At 45.1% G+C, this 17,663-nt stretch carries 14 protein-coding genes; 8 read left to right on the top strand and 6 right to left on the bottom strand.

Annotation, left to right across the window (positions count from 1 at the left end):
* Window positions 1-2: 2 nt before the first annotated feature.
* Window positions 3-671 carry a transglutaminase-like cysteine peptidase gene (locus ACXAFJ_RS15910; protein ID WP_475324773.1) on the bottom strand — a complete coding sequence of 223 codons (669 nt, stop codon included), beginning with the start codon at window positions 669-671 and terminating at the stop codon, window positions 3-5.
* A gap of 683 nt (window positions 672-1,354) precedes the next feature.
* Between ACXAFJ_RS15910 and pdxH the strand changes: the two genes are divergently transcribed.
* Window positions 1,355-1,990, top strand: a complete 636-nt coding sequence (gene pdxH, locus ACXAFJ_RS15905; RefSeq protein WP_475324771.1) for a pyridoxamine 5'-phosphate oxidase — start codon at window positions 1,355-1,357, stop codon at window positions 1,988-1,990.
* A gap of 70 nt (window positions 1,991-2,060) precedes the next feature.
* On the opposite strand, the gene ACXAFJ_RS15900 is transcribed toward pdxH, so the two are convergent.
* Both ACXAFJ_RS15900 and ACXAFJ_RS15895 read right to left on the bottom strand, forming a co-directional pair.
* Window positions 2,061-3,881: an SUMF1/EgtB/PvdO family nonheme iron enzyme gene (locus ACXAFJ_RS15900; RefSeq protein WP_475324770.1), complete on the bottom strand. Its 1,821-nt coding sequence runs from the start codon at window positions 3,879-3,881 to the stop codon at window positions 2,061-2,063.
* A 143-nt stretch (window positions 3,882-4,024) separates the two neighbouring features.
* Window positions 4,025-5,125, bottom strand: a complete 1,101-nt coding sequence (locus ACXAFJ_RS15895; RefSeq protein ID WP_475324769.1) for a PEGA domain-containing protein — start codon at window positions 5,123-5,125, stop codon at window positions 4,025-4,027.
* Window positions 5,126-5,559: 434 nt separating this feature from the next.
* On the opposite strand from ACXAFJ_RS15895, the gene ACXAFJ_RS15890 reads away from it, so the two are divergent.
* From ACXAFJ_RS15890 to ACXAFJ_RS15870, 5 genes are all read left to right on the top strand, one after another.
* The gene (locus ACXAFJ_RS15890) at window positions 5,560-6,381 is read left to right on the top strand and encodes a helix-turn-helix domain-containing protein (protein ID WP_475325768.1); all 822 of its coding nucleotides are present in this window, start codon (window positions 5,560-5,562) and stop codon (window positions 6,379-6,381) included.
* 359 nt (window positions 6,382-6,740) lie between these two features.
* Entirely contained in the window at window positions 6,741-9,857 is a 3,117-nt protein-coding gene (gene putA / locus ACXAFJ_RS15885) for a bifunctional proline dehydrogenase/L-glutamate gamma-semialdehyde dehydrogenase PutA (protein WP_475324767.1), read from the top strand.
* A 22-nt stretch (window positions 9,858-9,879) separates the two neighbouring features.
* Complete coding sequence (locus ACXAFJ_RS15880; protein ID WP_475324766.1) at window positions 9,880-10,578, top strand: 1-pyrroline-5-carboxylate dehydrogenase; 699 nt, start codon at window positions 9,880-9,882, stop codon at window positions 10,576-10,578.
* Window positions 10,579-10,658: 80 nt separating this feature from the next.
* Window positions 10,659-12,137: a sodium/proline symporter PutP gene (gene putP / locus ACXAFJ_RS15875; RefSeq protein ID WP_475324765.1), complete on the top strand. Its 1,479-nt coding sequence runs from the start codon at window positions 10,659-10,661 to the stop codon at window positions 12,135-12,137.
* 227 nt (window positions 12,138-12,364) lie between these two features.
* Window positions 12,365-12,541, top strand: a complete 177-nt coding sequence (locus ACXAFJ_RS15870) for a hypothetical protein (protein ID WP_475324763.1) — start codon at window positions 12,365-12,367, stop codon at window positions 12,539-12,541.
* Here ACXAFJ_RS15870 and ACXAFJ_RS15865 read toward each other — a convergent pair.
* A complete protein-coding gene (locus ACXAFJ_RS15865; RefSeq protein ID WP_475324762.1) occupies window positions 12,538-13,122 on the bottom strand; it encodes a LysE family translocator in 585 nt (194 codons plus the stop codon). The two genes, ACXAFJ_RS15870 and ACXAFJ_RS15865, sit on opposite strands and share 4 nt — an antisense overlap.
* 124 nt (window positions 13,123-13,246) lie before the next feature.
* Here ACXAFJ_RS15865 and ACXAFJ_RS15860 point away from each other — a divergent pair, with 124 nt between their 5' ends.
* A complete protein-coding gene (locus tag ACXAFJ_RS15860; RefSeq protein ID WP_475324760.1) occupies window positions 13,247-13,687 on the top strand; it encodes an Lrp/AsnC family transcriptional regulator in 441 nt (146 codons plus the stop codon).
* Window positions 13,688-13,709: 22 nt separating this feature from the next.
* Here the strand turns inward: ACXAFJ_RS15860 and ACXAFJ_RS15855 are convergent, their stop codons facing one another.
* Together ACXAFJ_RS15855 and ACXAFJ_RS15850 are read right to left on the bottom strand one after the other, a co-directional pair.
* On the bottom strand, window positions 13,710-14,645 hold the full coding sequence (locus tag ACXAFJ_RS15855) for a DMT family transporter (RefSeq protein WP_475324759.1): 936 nt from the start codon (window positions 14,643-14,645) through the stop codon (window positions 13,710-13,712).
* A 341-nt stretch (window positions 14,646-14,986) separates the two neighbouring features.
* Window positions 14,987-16,333 carry an MATE family efflux transporter gene (locus tag ACXAFJ_RS15850; RefSeq protein WP_475324758.1) on the bottom strand — a complete coding sequence of 449 codons (1,347 nt, stop codon included), beginning with the start codon at window positions 16,331-16,333 and terminating at the stop codon, window positions 14,987-14,989.
* Window positions 16,334-16,695: 362 nt separating this feature from the next.
* Between ACXAFJ_RS15850 and ACXAFJ_RS15845 the strand changes: the two genes are divergently transcribed.
* A complete protein-coding gene (locus ACXAFJ_RS15845; protein WP_475324756.1) occupies window positions 16,696-17,649 on the top strand; it encodes a GGDEF domain-containing protein in 954 nt (317 codons plus the stop codon).
* Window positions 17,650-17,663 lie beyond the last annotated feature (14 nt).

Below are 17,663 nucleotides of genomic sequence, written 5' to 3'. Positions count from 1 at the left end.
GATTATTTCCGGTCATAATTGACTTTTGGTTTTTGTAGTTTTAGCGCTTGTTCCCGCGCACGTAAGTCATTCCATAGACTCAAGCGCGACGATTCCCCAGCCAGTTGCCCTTTCGCAGACTTCATAAGCCACAAATTTTTACCGTTGAAAGAGTAAATCGGCAATAAGTCTTTTCGCAAGTTCGCTTTCTTAATCTCAGGAATCAGGTTATCCAAAATCACTGGTTGAGAACTTGGTGTTTCATAGTAGGCCAAAACCATGTGAAATTGGTTCAAATTTATGGCCTTAACATACACTAAACGAAGCTTCTGATCTGAGACACCTAGTTCAAGAAGCGAAAAATACTTTGCAATTGTGAAATCTTCGCAGTCGCCCGCATTACTGCCTAAAAATTCAAGAGGTGTTGCCCAGTAATCCTTCTTGCCCCACAAATCGATGTCGTTAACAAAGTTGAGTTGGTTGAAGAAACGGTTTACCGCAACGAGCTTTTGTTGTTCAGGGAGCTTTTCAAAGCGCGTTAGCGAGGTGCGCCACTTTTCGACACGCGTCGCTGCGCGATCACCATAAACGCTGCGTACTTTTTCGATCCACCTCCGTTCTTGAGAATTCAAAGCACTCAAAGTAGTCGATAAAAGTAAGCTCAGTAGGGCGACAGTGACTAAACGTTTCACAGATTCACTCTTAGGCAGTTTGTGTGATTAAAGCGGATGACAATAGCCTCATAAAATGATGTGTTTAACTGACAAATTTGTTGCGAGTCTGCGCGCAATAAAACCTGCAACATAATGATATCTCACAATATAGTGAGCAACGCTCAATAACTCCAACCAAAAAGATGTTTTAAAAAATTAACTGTGAACTGTTCCCGGAAAAGATTCGTATGTCTCACTTATCAGAACATATATACCCGAGTAACCTCAAGATACTAGTTTCAGCGAGAGTTAACTGACCTTCAGACAAGGCATCGATTTGAAGTTATAGTCATTCTACATCGAGAATCGATAACGCAGTATGAAGGTCAGTTAAATTCGCCTTTGGGAGCTCATATTCTGTCTCATTTCTTCGTCAAAGAACTTGGAAAGGACTCGTCATTCCGCTGCGTTCTCTTCCTTGAACTGAACCAGAATATGAAGCTCTGAATACTGTATCTTGAAGTCACTCGGGTATAGACCCTAATTACTAGAGATTGATTTCAGCAATACCTATAGAAAAATTAGACCAAACTTGAAGCTTAATATGAGCGATAGACTTGTGTTTGAACTGGGTAAAGCGCACAATCGGCGCTAACGGAACGTCAATCGCCACAGCTTTGGCTAGGTTGCTGAAAGCTGTGCAATTATCGAAGAGAAACAGCATGGAACTTGAAGATATTCGTCGCGACTACACCAAGGGCGGACTTCGCCGTAAAGATTTAAACCAAGACCCGATACAGCAGTTTGAGCATTGGTTACAACAAGCGGTTGATGCCGGCTTGTCAGATCCTACCGCTATGACGATTGCGACTGTGGATGAATCAGGTATGCCTTTTCAGCGAATTGTGTTGCTAAAGCAAGTCGATCAAGATGGCTTTGTGTTTTTTACTAATTTGGGTAGCCGTAAGGCTCAGCAAATCGAAGAAAACGGCAAAGTGAGCTTGCACTTCCCTTGGCACTCATTAGAAAGGCAAGTTCATATTACAGGCGTTGCTGAAAAAATGTCCGTGACGGACAATATCAAGTACTTTGCATCACGTCCTAAGGCGAGCCAAATTGCTGCGTTAGCTTCAAAGCAAAGCAGCCGAATTTCAGCCAGAGGTGTGTTGGAAGCGAAGTTCTTGGAGCTAAAAAAACAGTTTGACCAAGGCGAAATACCAACCCCCAAATTCTGGGGTGGTTTCCGTATAAAGCCACAGAGCATCGAGTTTTGGCAAGGTGGCGCGAATCGTTTACATGATCGCTTCTTATACGCCAAGGAAGGGCAAGATTGGACAATTGATAGATTGGCTCCATAACCAGCTGCTTGCTATTGTAGACGACAAAAAAACGCCGCTATTGAGCGGCGTTTTGTATTTCGTACAAGGACTAACGAATGTCCCTGACCACTCGGAAGCCGACATAGTTTGCAGCTTCTTCTGGTGAAATGTAGAGTCGTTGGTGACTTGCCGCTAAATCTGGGGCAAAGTTCCATGCACCGCCTTTGGCCATACCTCGGCTGTCTTTAGTCCATTGCCAAACGTTACCAACCGCGTCATAGAGACCAAGACCATTTGGTTCAAATGCTCTCACTGGAGATGTACCTTTGTTAGACCAAGGTGTTCCGCCCCAACCAGTGTTTGCTTTGCCTGTCTCAAATTCATCGCCCCACCAGTACTGCTTGAGGCTGCCATCACGTGCGGCAATTTCCCATTCATCTTCACTCGGTAGACGGTAGGAAGAGCCTGTTTGCTTAGATAACCAATTTAAGTAGGCGCTGGCATCATTCTTACTAACGCAGACGACGGGAGAATCAGGTGATTGTTGGAAGCCAGGCGCTTTCCAGTAGCGGTCTACAACCGGAATCACATTCGAATTTTCAATCGCTAAACATGTGTTGTTAAGCTCAGCGTCAGTCTGATAGCCGGTTGCAGCGACAAAGTCACTGAACTGTTTGACTGTGATCGGCGCAGTGGCAATCGCAAATGAATGGCGCAGTTTGACTTGGCGAGCGCCTTGCTCAGAAACGAAAAATTGATTGGGTGTGATGGTGACCAAATCTGGTCCAACTTGACCGTCTTTGATTGAATCGGCAAAGCGCTGACCGTGTTTTACTTCGTTGCGCTTTTCAGTCAACACAGCACGAAGCGATTGGTCATAGTTGACGACCAAAGTTTGATTAAACGACGAAAAGCCTTCTTTGGTTACTGATACTTGGTGTTTGCCTTTGGGCAACATAACTTCAACTGGTGTACTGCCATAGTTTACGCCATCAATAACCACGTTATCATCGTATTGGTTCGAGCGAATTGAAAAGCTAACCCAAGCGATTTCTCGTTGCTGCTCTTCTTCCAATTCCATTTCGTCAACGATGCAGTATTCAGATTCAATTCCAAGAAGCTTACAAGCGACATGAGCCTTAGGACGAGCTTCAACTTGCGCTTGCACTATCGTGCGGTACCTTTTGCCATCGTAGAATCCAGAATCACTCACGTCGTGCTCCATTACATGGATATTTAACGATGCTTGAGATAGGTTCTTTTTGACGGCTTTGCTTTCGGTTACTTGGTCAACCAGTTGCTCTTGATACTGTTTTACCGCTTTTTGCAGTGCCAACTCTAGGGTTTGATTGTGACACTGAGCGATGGTCAAATTGCTTTGGCAACGATTGGTGAAGCTCACTTTTAGATTTTGCGGAGCCGTTAATTCAGAACGCAGTCGTTCAACCCGAGCACGCTGTTGATTACCTTGGATAGAAGCCACTTGGTTTTCGAGCAGTTTAATGGCCGCCGCAATTTCAGAACGTTTGTTTATCAGGTAGTCGAGTTCTTGCTCGGCATCGAGCTGGGCTTGCTTATTTGCTTTGAGTTTTGCCCAAGCGTCTTGATAGGCCGTTTTTGAAGGCGTGATATCCAAATTGGGATCAGAGATCATTTTTTTGAAGTCACGGTCTAAATTCTGTTTCGCTTTAGCAAGCGAAGATTCGAACTGTGCTGTTTCAGTGGTCAAACGTTGCAGCGTTTGCTTCTGATTGCTGATGCGAACCTTTTGTTCTTCTTGGTCTTGAAGAGCATTGGTTAACTCAGCTTGCTTGGTAACTAAAGCATCGTCGAGTTGGACAATGGTATCAACTGGAGTCTGAGCAAAGCTGGGAGCACTGAATAAGCAAGGTGTTAGGGCGAGCAATAAAGCTGGTAAACCTTGTCGCATTGTCATTCTACTTCGATGATAAATGGATTAATTGATTCATTCTAAACGAAAACACCGCTTTGTCTGAAGTCATCTTGTGATAACTTTTTGGCAAAACGGTGTTTTTTAGCATCTTTGTGAGTTGAGACTGAAAAACGTGCGGTTTAGGTATCTTTGCTACGTCTTAGTTTAACCCAAACTGTGTCGTTCCCAGAAACCGTAATCGTACGGTTGTAAGTCTCGAAACCATCTTTTGAAACGGTCACTTGATGACGACCTGCAGGCAATACCACTTCTACTGGCGTTGAGCCATAGTCAACACCATTGATAACCACTGAGTCGTTGAACTGGTCAGAACGCACTACGACGTTTGCCCAATCTTTCTGTTTTTCAGACTTAACTTGCGCCTGCCCACTTAGACAGTAGCGAGTAGCAACGTTTAGCAATTTACATGCTGCAACGGGTTCAGGTTTGGTAGAGATCTGAGCTTGCATTTGCGTGAAGTAATCTGCGTTGCCTTCGAAGCCTGCTCGAATGATTTGGCTTTCTTGAATGAATACGTTCAATTCAACGTCTTTTGCGTTTTGCTTCACTAGCGCCGATTCTGTCAGTTTGTCCAGCAAACCATCGCGGAAGCTTGATACCGCTTTTTGCTGAGTCAGGCGTTTACCTTGGCTTGAACATTCACCTAAAGTCATAGTCGTAGCACAAGTGGTTTTAAAGCTTGCTTCCACAAGTGAGCTTTCACGAAGTTCAGCTTCTAAACGCTTGACTCGCGCTTCCACTTTTTGCTCTTTTAGGTAAGAAAATTCAGACGTGAGACGAGCTTGTTTCTGTTTTGCCTGGGACAAACGCATTTCTGCTTCGGTAATCGCTTGTTGAGTACCTAGCTGTTGAGTTTGGTTATCTTTAACCGCTCCCCACGCTTCTTGATACGCTTTTTGGAACGTCAACAAATCAATATCTGGATCTTCTAAAAGGCGGCTATATTGTTTGTCCAGAGCTGCTTTGGAGCGATTGCGTTTGCCGTCCAATTCCGTTCCTGCTCGCTTGAGCATGGTTAGGTCATTTTTCAGCTGTTGAAGTTTTGAAACTTCCGTTTCGTATTCGGTATTGAGCGCTTCAATTTCGGCGTGCTTGCTTTCTAGCTTATTATCAATGACAGCAACTGGGTCGGTAGTTACTTTGTCATCAGCGAAAGACGTGTTCATTGCCCAAAGAGGACAGAGCGCGAGAACGAGCGCGGGTATGCGACGTGTAATCATAAATCCCTGCAACAATAATCGTTGTTTAAACTGTCGTTGCTTATTCCGAGCAAACGAGCGAAAGACAATCTTTTGACATCAAGAAAAAGCGCCAGTTAGTACCCCCGACTGTGTCGCTTTTTCGGTACTTTCAGGTGTGTTGATTGGCTAACTCACTGTTAGTCAAATGAAAGTACTAGTTTCATTTTGAGGGCAATCCGAAAATATGCAAGGTGAGAATGTTGATCTGTATGTAGGAAGTGTTGATGAATAATCATTAGCCATCATTTCTGTGCACTTGATCATTATTCTGAGTGTGATCAGAGACATGTTTGCAGACTTTGTAGCCAGGTATTGATGTAAAACTCATCAAATTTCCTCTTGGTCATGGCACAGTTATCGTCACTGAATGGTTAATCGGGTACACTTTGCTTGTTGAGTATGAGATGAAAAAGATGACTGAAATTAACAAACCCTCTGCTCAGCTCTCGCCTGTTCCCGCCAAAGTATTGGCACCTAAACCGGCGGAGTTGATCACTTTGCCAAGCTTTATGGATTGCCATGAGCACAGCTACACCCAAATCGTGATTGGCCTAAAAGGTAAGGCTGAATTTGAAGTGGAAGGGACTGGCAATTTTATTGGACCTTGGCAAGGGTGTGTAGTGACATCAGGTCGAGATCATGCTTTTGGTGGCGTGGTTGGGCAATCGGACATTTTGGTGCTGAACATGCCTAAACCTACCGAAGACGAGCCACTGCTGTTAGCGAGGCTCAATGAACTCAGTCAATCCAACATCTATTTCCAATTAGATAACCAAATACAGCGTATTATTCAATTGTTGGTGGCTGAAATGACCGCAAGCCCTGACGATTTACTGCTGAGTCGCGCATGTAACGATACTTTGGTAGCGCTATTGCAACGTCACATCAGCGATTTTAAGCCAAGCAAAAAAGATTCTCGCTTTGATCTGCAGGCTGTCGATCGTTATATCGACGAGCATCTTGGTCATAAAATTTCCGTGGCTCAACTTGCAGGTAGTGTGTTTTTGGCGGAAAGTCAGTTTCACATGTTGTTTAGAGAGCGTATGGGCGTAACGCCACATCAATATGTGTTGAACAAGCGCGTCGACATGGCAAAAGATCTGATGATTAGTGGTCAGTATACACTGGCGCAAATCGCAGAAATGACCGGGTTTTCCAGTCAAAGCACATTTACACACGCTTTTACACGAATCCAAGGTGCCTCTCCTTCTCAGTTTAAGAAGAACCACTCGTAGTCGTAATTCGACATACCAGACTCAATTCTCATTCCATTTTTATTCCAGTCTTATTCCAGTTTTATTGAGTTATTAACTCTCACGTAAGTCACTTCACAAATTCACAGCACAAAAAAATCATCTGTAGCCAGTTGCGAGTCAGCTCACTCACGACTAGATGTAGATATTGTTAAGGTGTGTTAAATGCGCAGCAGAAAATATTGCTAATCTATGTGTGATACTGTTTTTACTTTGTTAAAAAACAGAGAAAACAGCAAAATTACCGGAGTTTTTAGCAAGTAATCTATAAAATGCGCCAATACACTCCCTGCCATTGTAACTAACCTGTCATGAGATAGGTGTGAGATTGAGGAAAACGCATGTTTACTGCCACTGATGTGCTGAAAAAAGAGTTTGTTGAGCAGCCGCTCGATAACTTGTGGTCTCAGATCTCGCCACTTTATATGGTGGATGAGTCTAAATGGTTGAGCGAACTGTTGCCTTTGGCAACGCCGAGTGACGAAGAAAAACAGCAAATGGCGCAAAAAAGTGCCGCTTTGATTGAAGCAGTCCGTGCGGATAAGCAAGCGGTGCAAATGATAGATGCCTTGTTACTTGAGTACAGTTTGGATACTCAAGAGGGCATTTTGCTAATGTGCTTAGCGGAAGCGTTAATGCGTATTCCAGACTCAAAAACCGCTGACGCGCTCATCAAAGATAAGCTCAGCGTAGCTGACTGGAAATCTCACTTAAAAAATTCAGATTCTGTCTTTGTTAACGCTTCGACATGGGGCCTGATGTTGACTGGTAAAGTCATGGGTTTAGGAGAAGAAGACCCGAGCGCCACAAGCGCGGTAAATCGATTGGTCAATAAGCTCTCTGAACCGGTTGTGCGCAAAGCCATGTATCAAGCGATGAAGATCATGGGCCATCAGTTTGTATTGGGCCGCACCATTGCTGAAGCGCAGAAAAACGGAAAATCAAACCGTGAAAATGGCTTTACCTATTCTTATGACATGCTTGGTGAAGCGGCGCTGACGGCAGTGGATGCTCAGAAGTATTTCAAAGATTACTTGATGGCAATTGAAGCGGTAGGTCGCGACAAGTCGGGTGATAAGACCAGCCCAGCGGCGTCGGTATCAATCAAGTTGTCAGCTCTACATCCACGTTATGAGCCAGCGAACGAGTCACGTGTCTTAACAGAATTGTATGACATCCTAATCCAACTTCTGCAACGTGCCATTGAACTCGATGTTGCAATCACCATCGATGCGGAAGAAGCAGACCGTTTAGAGCTGTCGCTAAAACTGTTTGAAAAAGTCTATCGTAGTGAAACAGTCAAAGGCTGGGGTAAGTTTGGCCTTGTCGTACAGGCTTACTCAAAACGCGCACTACCAGTCTTGTTGTGGCTAAACCGCTTGGCAGCGGAACAAGGTGATTTGATTCCACTGCGCCTAGTAAAAGGGGCTTATTGGGATAGCGAAATCAAGCTTTCTCAAAAAGCGGGCTTTGATAACTATCCGGTTTATACCCGTAAAGAAGCCACTGACGTTGCTTATTTGGCGTGTGCTCGTTTCCTACTGAGTGACGCAGTTCGCGGCAATATTTTCCCGCAGTTCGCGAGCCATAACGCTCAAACCGTGGCGGCAATCGCGGTCATGGCAACACACAAAGACTTTGAATTCCAACGCCTGCATGGCATGGGTGAAGCGCTTTACGATCATGCGGTCGACGCTTTCAAACAAACAGTTCGAATCTATGCGCCAGTCGGCAGCCACAAAGATTTGCTTCCGTATTTGGTAAGACGTTTGCTTGAAAATGGTGCCAACAGCTCGTTTGTGCATCGCTTGGTAGATGCTCGTTGCCCGGTTGAAAGCCTAACTCAGCACCCAGTTGAAATGCTTCAGTCATTCGAAACACTACACAACGCGCAGATTCCTCTTCCTCCTGCCGTATTTGGTGACCGTAAAAACTCATACGGCGTGAATATTGATATTGAAAGTGAAGCCAAGCCGTTTGAAGCGAAAGTACAGGCTCATATGAATCGTACTTGGATTGCGGGCCCGATGATTAATGGAGAAAATCTCGCGCAAGCTTCGATTGAAGCTGGAAAAAACATCGAAGACATCAGCTCTCCATACGATAGAAGATTACACGTTGGGCAAGTGGCCTTTGCCAACGTAGACCAAGTGAATCAAGCCATTGAAGGTGCTCAGCAAGCATTTTCCCAGTGGCAAAACACACCAATCTCTGAGCGTGCGCAGTATCTTGAAAAACTAGCGGATCTTCTTGAACATCACTTAGGTGAATTCATTGCCTTGTGTCACCAAGAAGCTGGTAAAACCATTCACGATGCGATTGATGAAGTCCGTGAAGCAGTCGATTTCTGTCGTTACTACGCCAAGCAAGTGGAGTCACTAAACGGCTTTACCATTAAGGGTTTTGACGGCCAAGAACGAGTAGTTACTCGAGAAGGTCGCGGTGTATTTGTCTGTATCAGCCCGTGGAACTTCCCACTCGCTATTTTCTTGGGGCAAGTCACTGCGGCATTGGTTGCGGGCAATACCGTTGTTGCCAAGCCAGCCGAGCAAACCAGTTTGATAGCGGCACGTGCCGTTGAGCTCATGAATGAAGCAGGGTTCCCAGCTGGCACGATTCAACTGCTTCCAGGTCGTGGTGCAGAAATCGGTTGTGCGTTAACGTCGCATACCGCCATCGCCGGAGTAGCCTTTACGGGTTCAACCGCGACAGCGCAACGAATCAATCAAAGCCTAGCCGAGCGTGACGCTGATCCTGTGCCGTTTATTGCGGAAACCGGTGGTCAAAATGCGATGATTGTTGACAGTACCGCGTTACCTGAACAAGTGGTGAGAGATGTGATTCGCAGTGCTTTCGCTTCTGCCGGTCAACGCTGTTCAGCACTGCGTGTATTATTTGTTCAGCAAGATGTCGCCGACCGTATCGTGACATTGATCAAAGGCGCAATGAATGAGCTTCAAGTGGGTAACCCTTCATTGCACAGCACAGATGTTGGGCCTGTGATTGATGAAAATGCCAAGAACAAACTGCTAGCGCATATTGAACGCATGTCTAAGACACAGACCTCCGTTGCGCAATTGTCCCTAGAAGATGTCTGCGAGCACGGCGATTTTGTTGCGCCAAGTGCGTTTGAAATTAGCGATATCAGTGTGCTTGAAGAAGAACAGTTTGGCCCAATTCTTCACATTGTTCGCTTTAAAGCTCAAGACCTACCGAAAGTGGTTGAGCAAATTAACGACACGGGCTACGGCCTCACCATGGGTATTCACAGCCGCAATGAAACTACCTATCGCTGGATTGAACAGCATGTCCGTGTGGGTAACTGTTACATCAACCGTGACCAAGTGGGTGCGGTTGTAAATGTTCAGCCTTTTGGTGGCCAAGGATTGTCAGGCACGGGGCCAAAAGCAGGTGGTCCACACTACCTGTACCGTTTTACGCAAAACCAATACCAATAATTGCCAGTAAGGAGAATCGAAGATGGTTCATCAAGCAACACGTTTTACCGATGCTTACTCGGCATGGGAAACATGGAACTTAACAGATTTTGACGCACGTTCAGATGCAGTAATCAGTTTCAACTCAGCGCTGAAACAAGGTAATGCAACGTTAGCCAATGTTGCCGGATTTCACATTGAACATGCGTCTAATCTATTAAGTGAAGTACACGATTTGGTTGGTCCAACGGGCGAAACCAATGAGTTATACACCGCCGGGCGTGGCGTGGCATTGATTGTCCACGATACCAGCGGAGAGCAATCTCAGTATGCCGTTATCGCTCAACTAACGGCTTCTGTGCTGGCAGGTAACAGCGTGATTTTGTGCAGTGATGATAACGAGTTATCTGACATCATTCACAATGCACTTCAAGAATCCGCAGTGCCTGCCAATCTGGTTCAATGCGCTTCACTAGAAGCTTATCAACAACTATTAGAATCAGATATTCGGTGTCTAGGTTACATCGGCAGCCAAGACGTTGAACGTCGACTAAATAGAGAGTTGGCAAAACGTCCGGGTGCGATTGTGGCTTTGACATCAGAAACGGATCTAACTGCGTTACCCGTGGCTAATGATCCGTATCTTTCGCTTCGTTTTATCACGGAGCGTACTCGTACTATAAACATAACGGCTGTTGGCGGTAACGCGACCCTATTGGAACTGGGAAGTGAGCCACATTAGAGCCGGCTTTGTCGTCCTTTGATGTCATTTGGCGTCAAAGGGCACAGGGACAGTGAAACAAAATTAAGAGGACTAGATTGATGGACAATAGCTTCGCTATTACTTCCACATTTATTGTGTATTTAGCACTAATGCTCGGTATAGGTGTTTACGCCTACAACCGAACCAAAAACTCCACAGATTACTTTCTAGGTGGTCGTTCACTAGGACCATGGCCTGCAGCACTATCGGCTGGCGCTTCAGACATGAGTGGTTGGTTGCTACTTGGACTTCCTGGCTACGCATACGCGGCGGGTTATGAAGCGTTTTGGCTGGCAGGTGGTTTGCTTGTCGGTACTTGGGCTAACTGGCTAATCAGTGCACAACGCTTGCGCACCTATAGTATCACTACAGATGCGCTAACCTTACCTGAGTTTTTATCTCGTCGTTTCAACGACAATTCGAAACTGATTCAAATTATTTCTGCCTTCTTTATCCTTCTATTTTTCCTTTTCTACACAAGCTCTGGCTTGGTAGCTGGCGGTAAACTGTTTGAAACTGTATTTGGTTTGGATTACACCACGGCGGTTATTGTCGGCACCATTTGTGTTGTGTCCTACACGCTATTTGGTGGCTTCCTAGCCGTATCTTGGACTGACCTTGTACAAGGTCTATTAATGGCGGCGGCGCTGCTTATCGTGCCTATCATCGCCAAAGAGGGTGACCTCAATACACAACTGACTGCGATCAATCCTGAGTTGCTTACTTTGTGGAACGACGCCAAAGGTGAACCGCTAACTGCAATTGCGATCATATCATTGGCTGCATGGGGCTTAGGTTACTTTGGTCAACCGCATATTCTGGCGCGTTTTAAAGCTTCTCGTACTAACCGTGAGCTGCACACCGCTCGCCGTATTGCAGTCGTTTGGAGTGCGCTATCAATGGGTGGCGCGATGTTGGTCGGCCTAGTGGGCTTGGTTTACATGACTAACTCTGGCGGATCTTTGGCGGATGGCGAAACCATTTTCATGGTGTTGGTTAACGCGGTTTTCCACCCTGTGATTGCGGGTATCTTGTTGGCGGCAATCCTAGCAGCCATCATGAGTACTGCTGATTCTCAGTTACTGGTTTCCTCTTCTGCGTTGGCCGAAGACTTTTACAAGCAAGTAATTAAGAAAGACGCAACGTCTGAAGATGTAGTGAAAGTGGGTCGTTTGGCGGTAGTTGCGCTATCAGTTGTTGCCTTATTCCTGGCGATGTCTCCAGATAGCTCTGTGCTTGGCTTAGTATCTTACGCTTGGGCTGGTTTTGGCGCGGCGTTTGGCCCAGCGATTGTTTTGAGCCTGTACTGGTCTAACATGAACCGCAATGGCGCATTGGCAGGTATCTTGGTTGGTGGTATCACCATCGTAGTGTGGAAGCAGCTTACTGGCGGTTGGTTCGATGTGTACGAAATTGTACCGGGCATTATTTTCTCCACCATTGCGATTGTTGTGGTAAGCAAGTTATCTGGTAAGCCTGATAGCCAAGTTGTTGAACAACATGAAACATTTAAGAAACAATTACAAGAGCTTGAATAATCGCTTAGCGCCGTAATTGTGAGAAGTGAGCCCTGCAAATATGCAGGGCTTTTTTGTAGTTGCAGAAATAAGACAGCACATATCACATTTTACTAATAGAAGAGTAAATAATTGGAACCGTGAGCAAAAAACTGTGTCAATCTTGCTATCCACTTTCTCAACCGGACTGAGTTATGCCTAGCGAATATTGTGAATGTTGCCAAAGAGTTACAGAACATAAACACGTAATGAAACGCAAAACTATGCAGCAATCAGGAATGTTCGGCCAAACTTTTAATTTATTGTCTGCATTGGTTCGCGGTGATCATTATGTGGATATGGAGCAGCACAGCTATTGCCGTGCTTGCAATCACTTATCGACCACCAAATCTGCTGCTCAACATCTGGATACACAAACCATCTAAATCATCGGCAAAGTGGATGCGACGAGTAGCATTCCCATTGTCCAGTTAAACGCTTTAAAGCGAAACTCCGACGTTAACCAGCGTTGCAGCTGTGTTCCTGCCAATACCCAAAATCCGCCTGACGGAATATTTGCCAGAAAGAATATCCCTGCAGTAATCCCCATTCCCAACCAAGTTGCATCTGTGTTGTAGACCGTTACCGCAGTTAGCGCCATCGACCACCCTTTCGGATTGACCCATTGAAACGCTGCTGCACCAAGAAAGCTAAGTGGTTGGTATTCATGGTCGGCTGAACTGGGTTTGCTGGTGACGATCTTATAAGTCAGATACAGCAAATAGCTAAGGCTCACCACTTTTAGTATCTGGTGCACGAGAGGAAATTGTTCGAACACTTGGGTTAACCCCAATCCAACTAACAGCACCATAAATGCAAATCCAAACGTGATGCCCAATAAGTGAGGCAGTGTTCGTTTAATCCCTATATTGGCACTAGAGGTCATCAGCATGATGTTGTTTGGTCCCGGTGTAAATGTTGTCACAAAGGCAAACACAGCGAGTGCAATGAGTTGTTCCATGTTCATAAATTGTCCTTATGGAAAAGAATAGAATGCTTTGTGACCGGTCAAGTACATGATATGTAGATCTTGACGCAATTTTATGTTTATTTATCGGCATTACACTTTAAGTGAGCAACAAAATACCCCAATGGACAATTTTGACGAAAGAATATTGCAAGAGTTGACCAGAGATGGACGAGTTTCCAATGTTGAATTAGCTGAGCGAATCGGTTTGTCGGCTTCGGCGACGTTGCGGCGGGTTCAAGATCTTGAAAAACGAGGGGTGATCAGAGGATACAAAGCTGTCTTGGATCGCAATCAACAAGGCATTGGTTTTATTGCTTATGTTTCGATTGGGCTTTCCAATCATTCGAAAAAAGCTCAGCTAGAGTTTGAACAACACGTGGAGTTTTTTGAAGAAGTGGTCGAGTGCCACAATATCACCGGTCAAAACGAATATTTGTTGCGGGTTGAAACTAAAGATCTCATTTCATACAAACGAATTCATGCTGATGTTTTGGGTGAAGCGCCATGGGTAAATTCTATCTCGACCATGGTGGTGATGGGCTCACCCAAAGATGTAAGGTGATACACCTTTGGGTGAGGTAAATTTATTCAGCCTTTTTGTTACGGTTAACCAGTACAATTGAACCTGTTACTAATGCCATACCTATGGCATGCCAAATCGTAAACAACTCACCCAAGATCACCACGGCTAAAATTGCGGTTACCAAAGGTCCAATGTTGTTTGATAGGCTAAGTTCGGTTGGCGTTAACCTCGCCATGGCTGCTGCCACAATATACGAAGGCAAAACGGTACAGAAAAACCCCATAAATGAACCAATGGCGATTAACTGCCAACTCCAGCTGGTGGGGTCTAAGTCAACGGCAAGCGCATGAACCAAAATAGCCACACCTGCAGACATCATCCCTAAGCTGTTAAACAGCTTACTGCCCATTTGAGTGATTAGCCCTTTACTCAATACTAAGTAAACTGCAAAAACGAGTGCGGAAGCGACGGCCAATCCCGCACCAAACCATACCGCGTCACCAAACGACTGCATATCTTGGACAAAGACCACAGCGATGCCCAAGTAACCCATCAGTGTGGCTAACGCCGTCATCAAAGTGGGCCTTTTACCAAAGGCAATCCACGTGATCAAAACAACAAAGGTGGGGAACAAAAACAACAGCAAGCGTTCAAGTTGCGCCGAGATAAACTCCAATGCCACAATATCGAGATAGCTGGCTCCGTAGTAACCCAGAACTCCGATGGCGGTGGCCTTCAAACCATGAGTTTTTACCAGCTGGCGGTTTTCGGTTTTGCGGCATAGCAGAACTAGAATAACCAAATAAAACGGTAGCGAGGTAATCGCTCGCAGTGACATGATCGATTCCACGTCGCCGCCATGCTGATAAGCAAGCTTAACCACTATGGGTTTGATTGAAAAAAGTATTGTTCCAAGCAGGGCTAACACGACACCAATTTGAAAAGATGAAAGTCCAAATTTGCGTTCAGTAACCACAGACGTTGGGGAGTTATCCATGAATTCTCGTTTCCTATTTTTGGGTTTGGGCGACGAGAAAAGTGGCGAGTTGTTGGCTACGATTCTCGTAGCCAGGCACACTAAAACCTACCGACTACGGGCAATATCGAGTAGGAGCCAGAGATTAGTGTGGATGAAAGTCATTGTTTATTCTCAATGTGATTGAATAATCACCATATTGGTTTAAATGCGTTCTGGCAAGGGGTTTTTGTAAGCAACAAGTTACATTTGTAAAAAAAGATTGAGTATCTTACGGCCAGAATGACTAGAGTTTTGCGAAGAAAAGCCCGAGATGGGTTATCTCGGGCCAAAATAGTCTATCTCGGGCAAAAATAATTGTCCTATGAGGGACAGTTTTCCATTTCGCAGATTTTTTTCATCGTCCGTTTGTACATAATCCAAGCACTCAGTCCTGCCAATACGTTACCTACAAACACACCAACAAATAGGCCTTGCAAGTCAGCGAGATAAGCACCTACCCATAGGCAAGGAAGGAAAAATACAAAAAGACGCAGTGCCGAGATAGTTAATGCCGAGTAGGCTTTACCAAGTGCATTAGACACGGATACCAACAGCATACATATTCCTAATGGCGCTAAACTAAACGGTACCAGTGCTAGGTGCCAACTTAAGGTTTGAGCCACACTTTCATCGCTGGTCATAAGAGACGCCAATTGCGCAGAAAAAATCCAAGTGATTACAGCAATTAGAGTTTGGAAAACCAAAATAAATTTGATTGCAATGGAAACCAGTCGATAGATGTCTTTGTGATTTTTTTCTCCTAACAATCGGCCAATCATAGGAGGCATAGACATAGTCAGAGCGAGTACTGAGACAATCGCGAAGAATTCAAATCTAGATGCCAAAGCCCAAGCTGCAACAGCAGCGGTACCAAAACTTGCCAATAACTTGGTTGCTAACATGGAAGAGACCGGTGGCAACAACTGACTGATCATTGCTGGTCCCATAATGTTCATAATATTGCGCAGGGCTGATGGAACTGCCATTCCTTCAAACTGAAAGCTAACCCATTGCTGCTTAAGGACCTTACGAGCAACAATTAAGAGTCCCAAGAAAAAGGAAACGGTTGTTGCCATCGCAGCGCCATCAAGCCCCAAGTCAAAAGTGAAAATAAATAAAGGATCGAGGGCTAAGTTCAAAAGGCTGGTTACGACCATCATGGTGCCGGGCAACATGGTATTGCCGTTCGCTCGACATACACTGTAGAAAAAGTAGAGCATTGCGCCAGTCCAAGCACTGATTAGCCAATACACCCAAAAGCTATCTATCACTGGATACAAATCTTGTGGCGCACCGAGTAGCCATAAAATGGGATGTCTAAGCGCGTACAACGCTAATCCCATCAGACCGATCCCTAAGCCACCCATTAATATGATTAGGCCACCCAGTTGTTTCGCTTCGGTATCGCGTTTTGCTCCTAAAGCGCGAGATATAATAGCGGTGGTTGCGATACCTAGCCCAACCTGAATTCCGATAATGACCAGCTGAATGGGCAGTGTGAAGCCTTGCGCTGCCAGTGGCAACACACCAAGCTGACCAATGAAAGCACTATCAACCAGTTGAAAACTCATCATAGATAACACGCCAAATACCATTGGCCATGTCATATTAAAAAGTTGTTTGGCCAGTGATGATTCACTGGAACTAGATATCGTTGTATCTGTCATGCAAATTGCTCGATAGGCGTTACGCCGTTTGTTTGGGAAGAATCCTGTTCATAACCATGTCGTAGACTCTATGAACAGATAGCACAAAAAACCATCTAGTGTAGATTCACTCTAGCTGAAGAAATCAACATGGATTTGAGTGAAGGGGGTTGTGCGTAAACTCAATATTGGGTCGATTATCATTATTTCAAGCGGTCACCAGTTTACTAAGCGAATTCGTAGTGGATACGGCTTCAATTTGACTGAAATTCTATTACTAGCAGGCAATATTTCAGACTGGCACTTGATAAAACCTCTTCTAAAATTAGAGGGTAAATGTGTCTCCCTGATGAATTTATCACAATATCTGGCTAGAGGTTTCAATGAAAGAACCGAAGTTTCCTGAGAACGAATCTTCACGACTAGCAAGTCTAAAGTCATTGCACATACTGGATACTGAGCCAGAAGAACGGTTTGACCGAATAACTCGTTTGGCAAAGCGGCTATTTGATGTACCCATCGCATTAGTCAGTTTAGTTGACGAAAATCGCCAGTGGTTCAAATCGTGTTACGGGTTGTCGGTACGCGAAACACCAAGGAACATATCGTTTTGTGGCCACGCCATATTGGATGACAAACCCTTTATAATTGAGGATGCCGAAGCAGATGAAAGATTCGCAGATAATCCGCTGGTGCTTGATGAGCCTCATATACGTTTTTACGGCGGCATTCCGTTGACCTATAGCGATGGCACTCGGCTGGGTACTCTGTGCATTATAGACAAACGGCCGCGCAAGTTAGATGAAGAGCAACTGGCCGACTTTATCGATCTCGCGAAAATGGCAGAAAGGGAGCTGTCGTCGACCTATGATGCTTCTCTCGATGAACTGACCCAAATCTCCAACCGTCGAGGGTTTGTCACCTTGGCCAATAAATCTTTGCATTACTGTCGTTTTGGCCACTTCCCTTATTCTGTTGCCTTCATGGACTTGAATGGCTTTAAAGCGATCAACGATACCTATGGGCATATCGAGGGCGACATGGCACTGCAAACCTTCGCTGAGCTATTGAGAAGCAGCTTTCGCGATTCTGACGTATTTGCCCGGATTGGTGGCGACGAGTTTGTTGTCTTTATGTCTGGTGCATCAGCCAAAGTTGGTGAAATTGCCATCAAGCGCTTCCGAGATGTCGTGAACAAATATAACCATTCAAGTGGCAAGCCCTACGAGCTGGCTTTCAGCTGCGGTTTGGTGTCTGAGCCACCTAACTCTGAGAAGAACATTGACCAACTGTTAGCTGAAGCTGACAAACAGATGTACAAGAGCAAAGGGAACTAATTTTATGAAAAGAG

The sequence above is a fragment of the Vibrio sp. ABH4_348 genome, from assembly GCF_056159765.1.
This window is presented reverse-complemented; position numbering and strand designations above follow the sequence as displayed.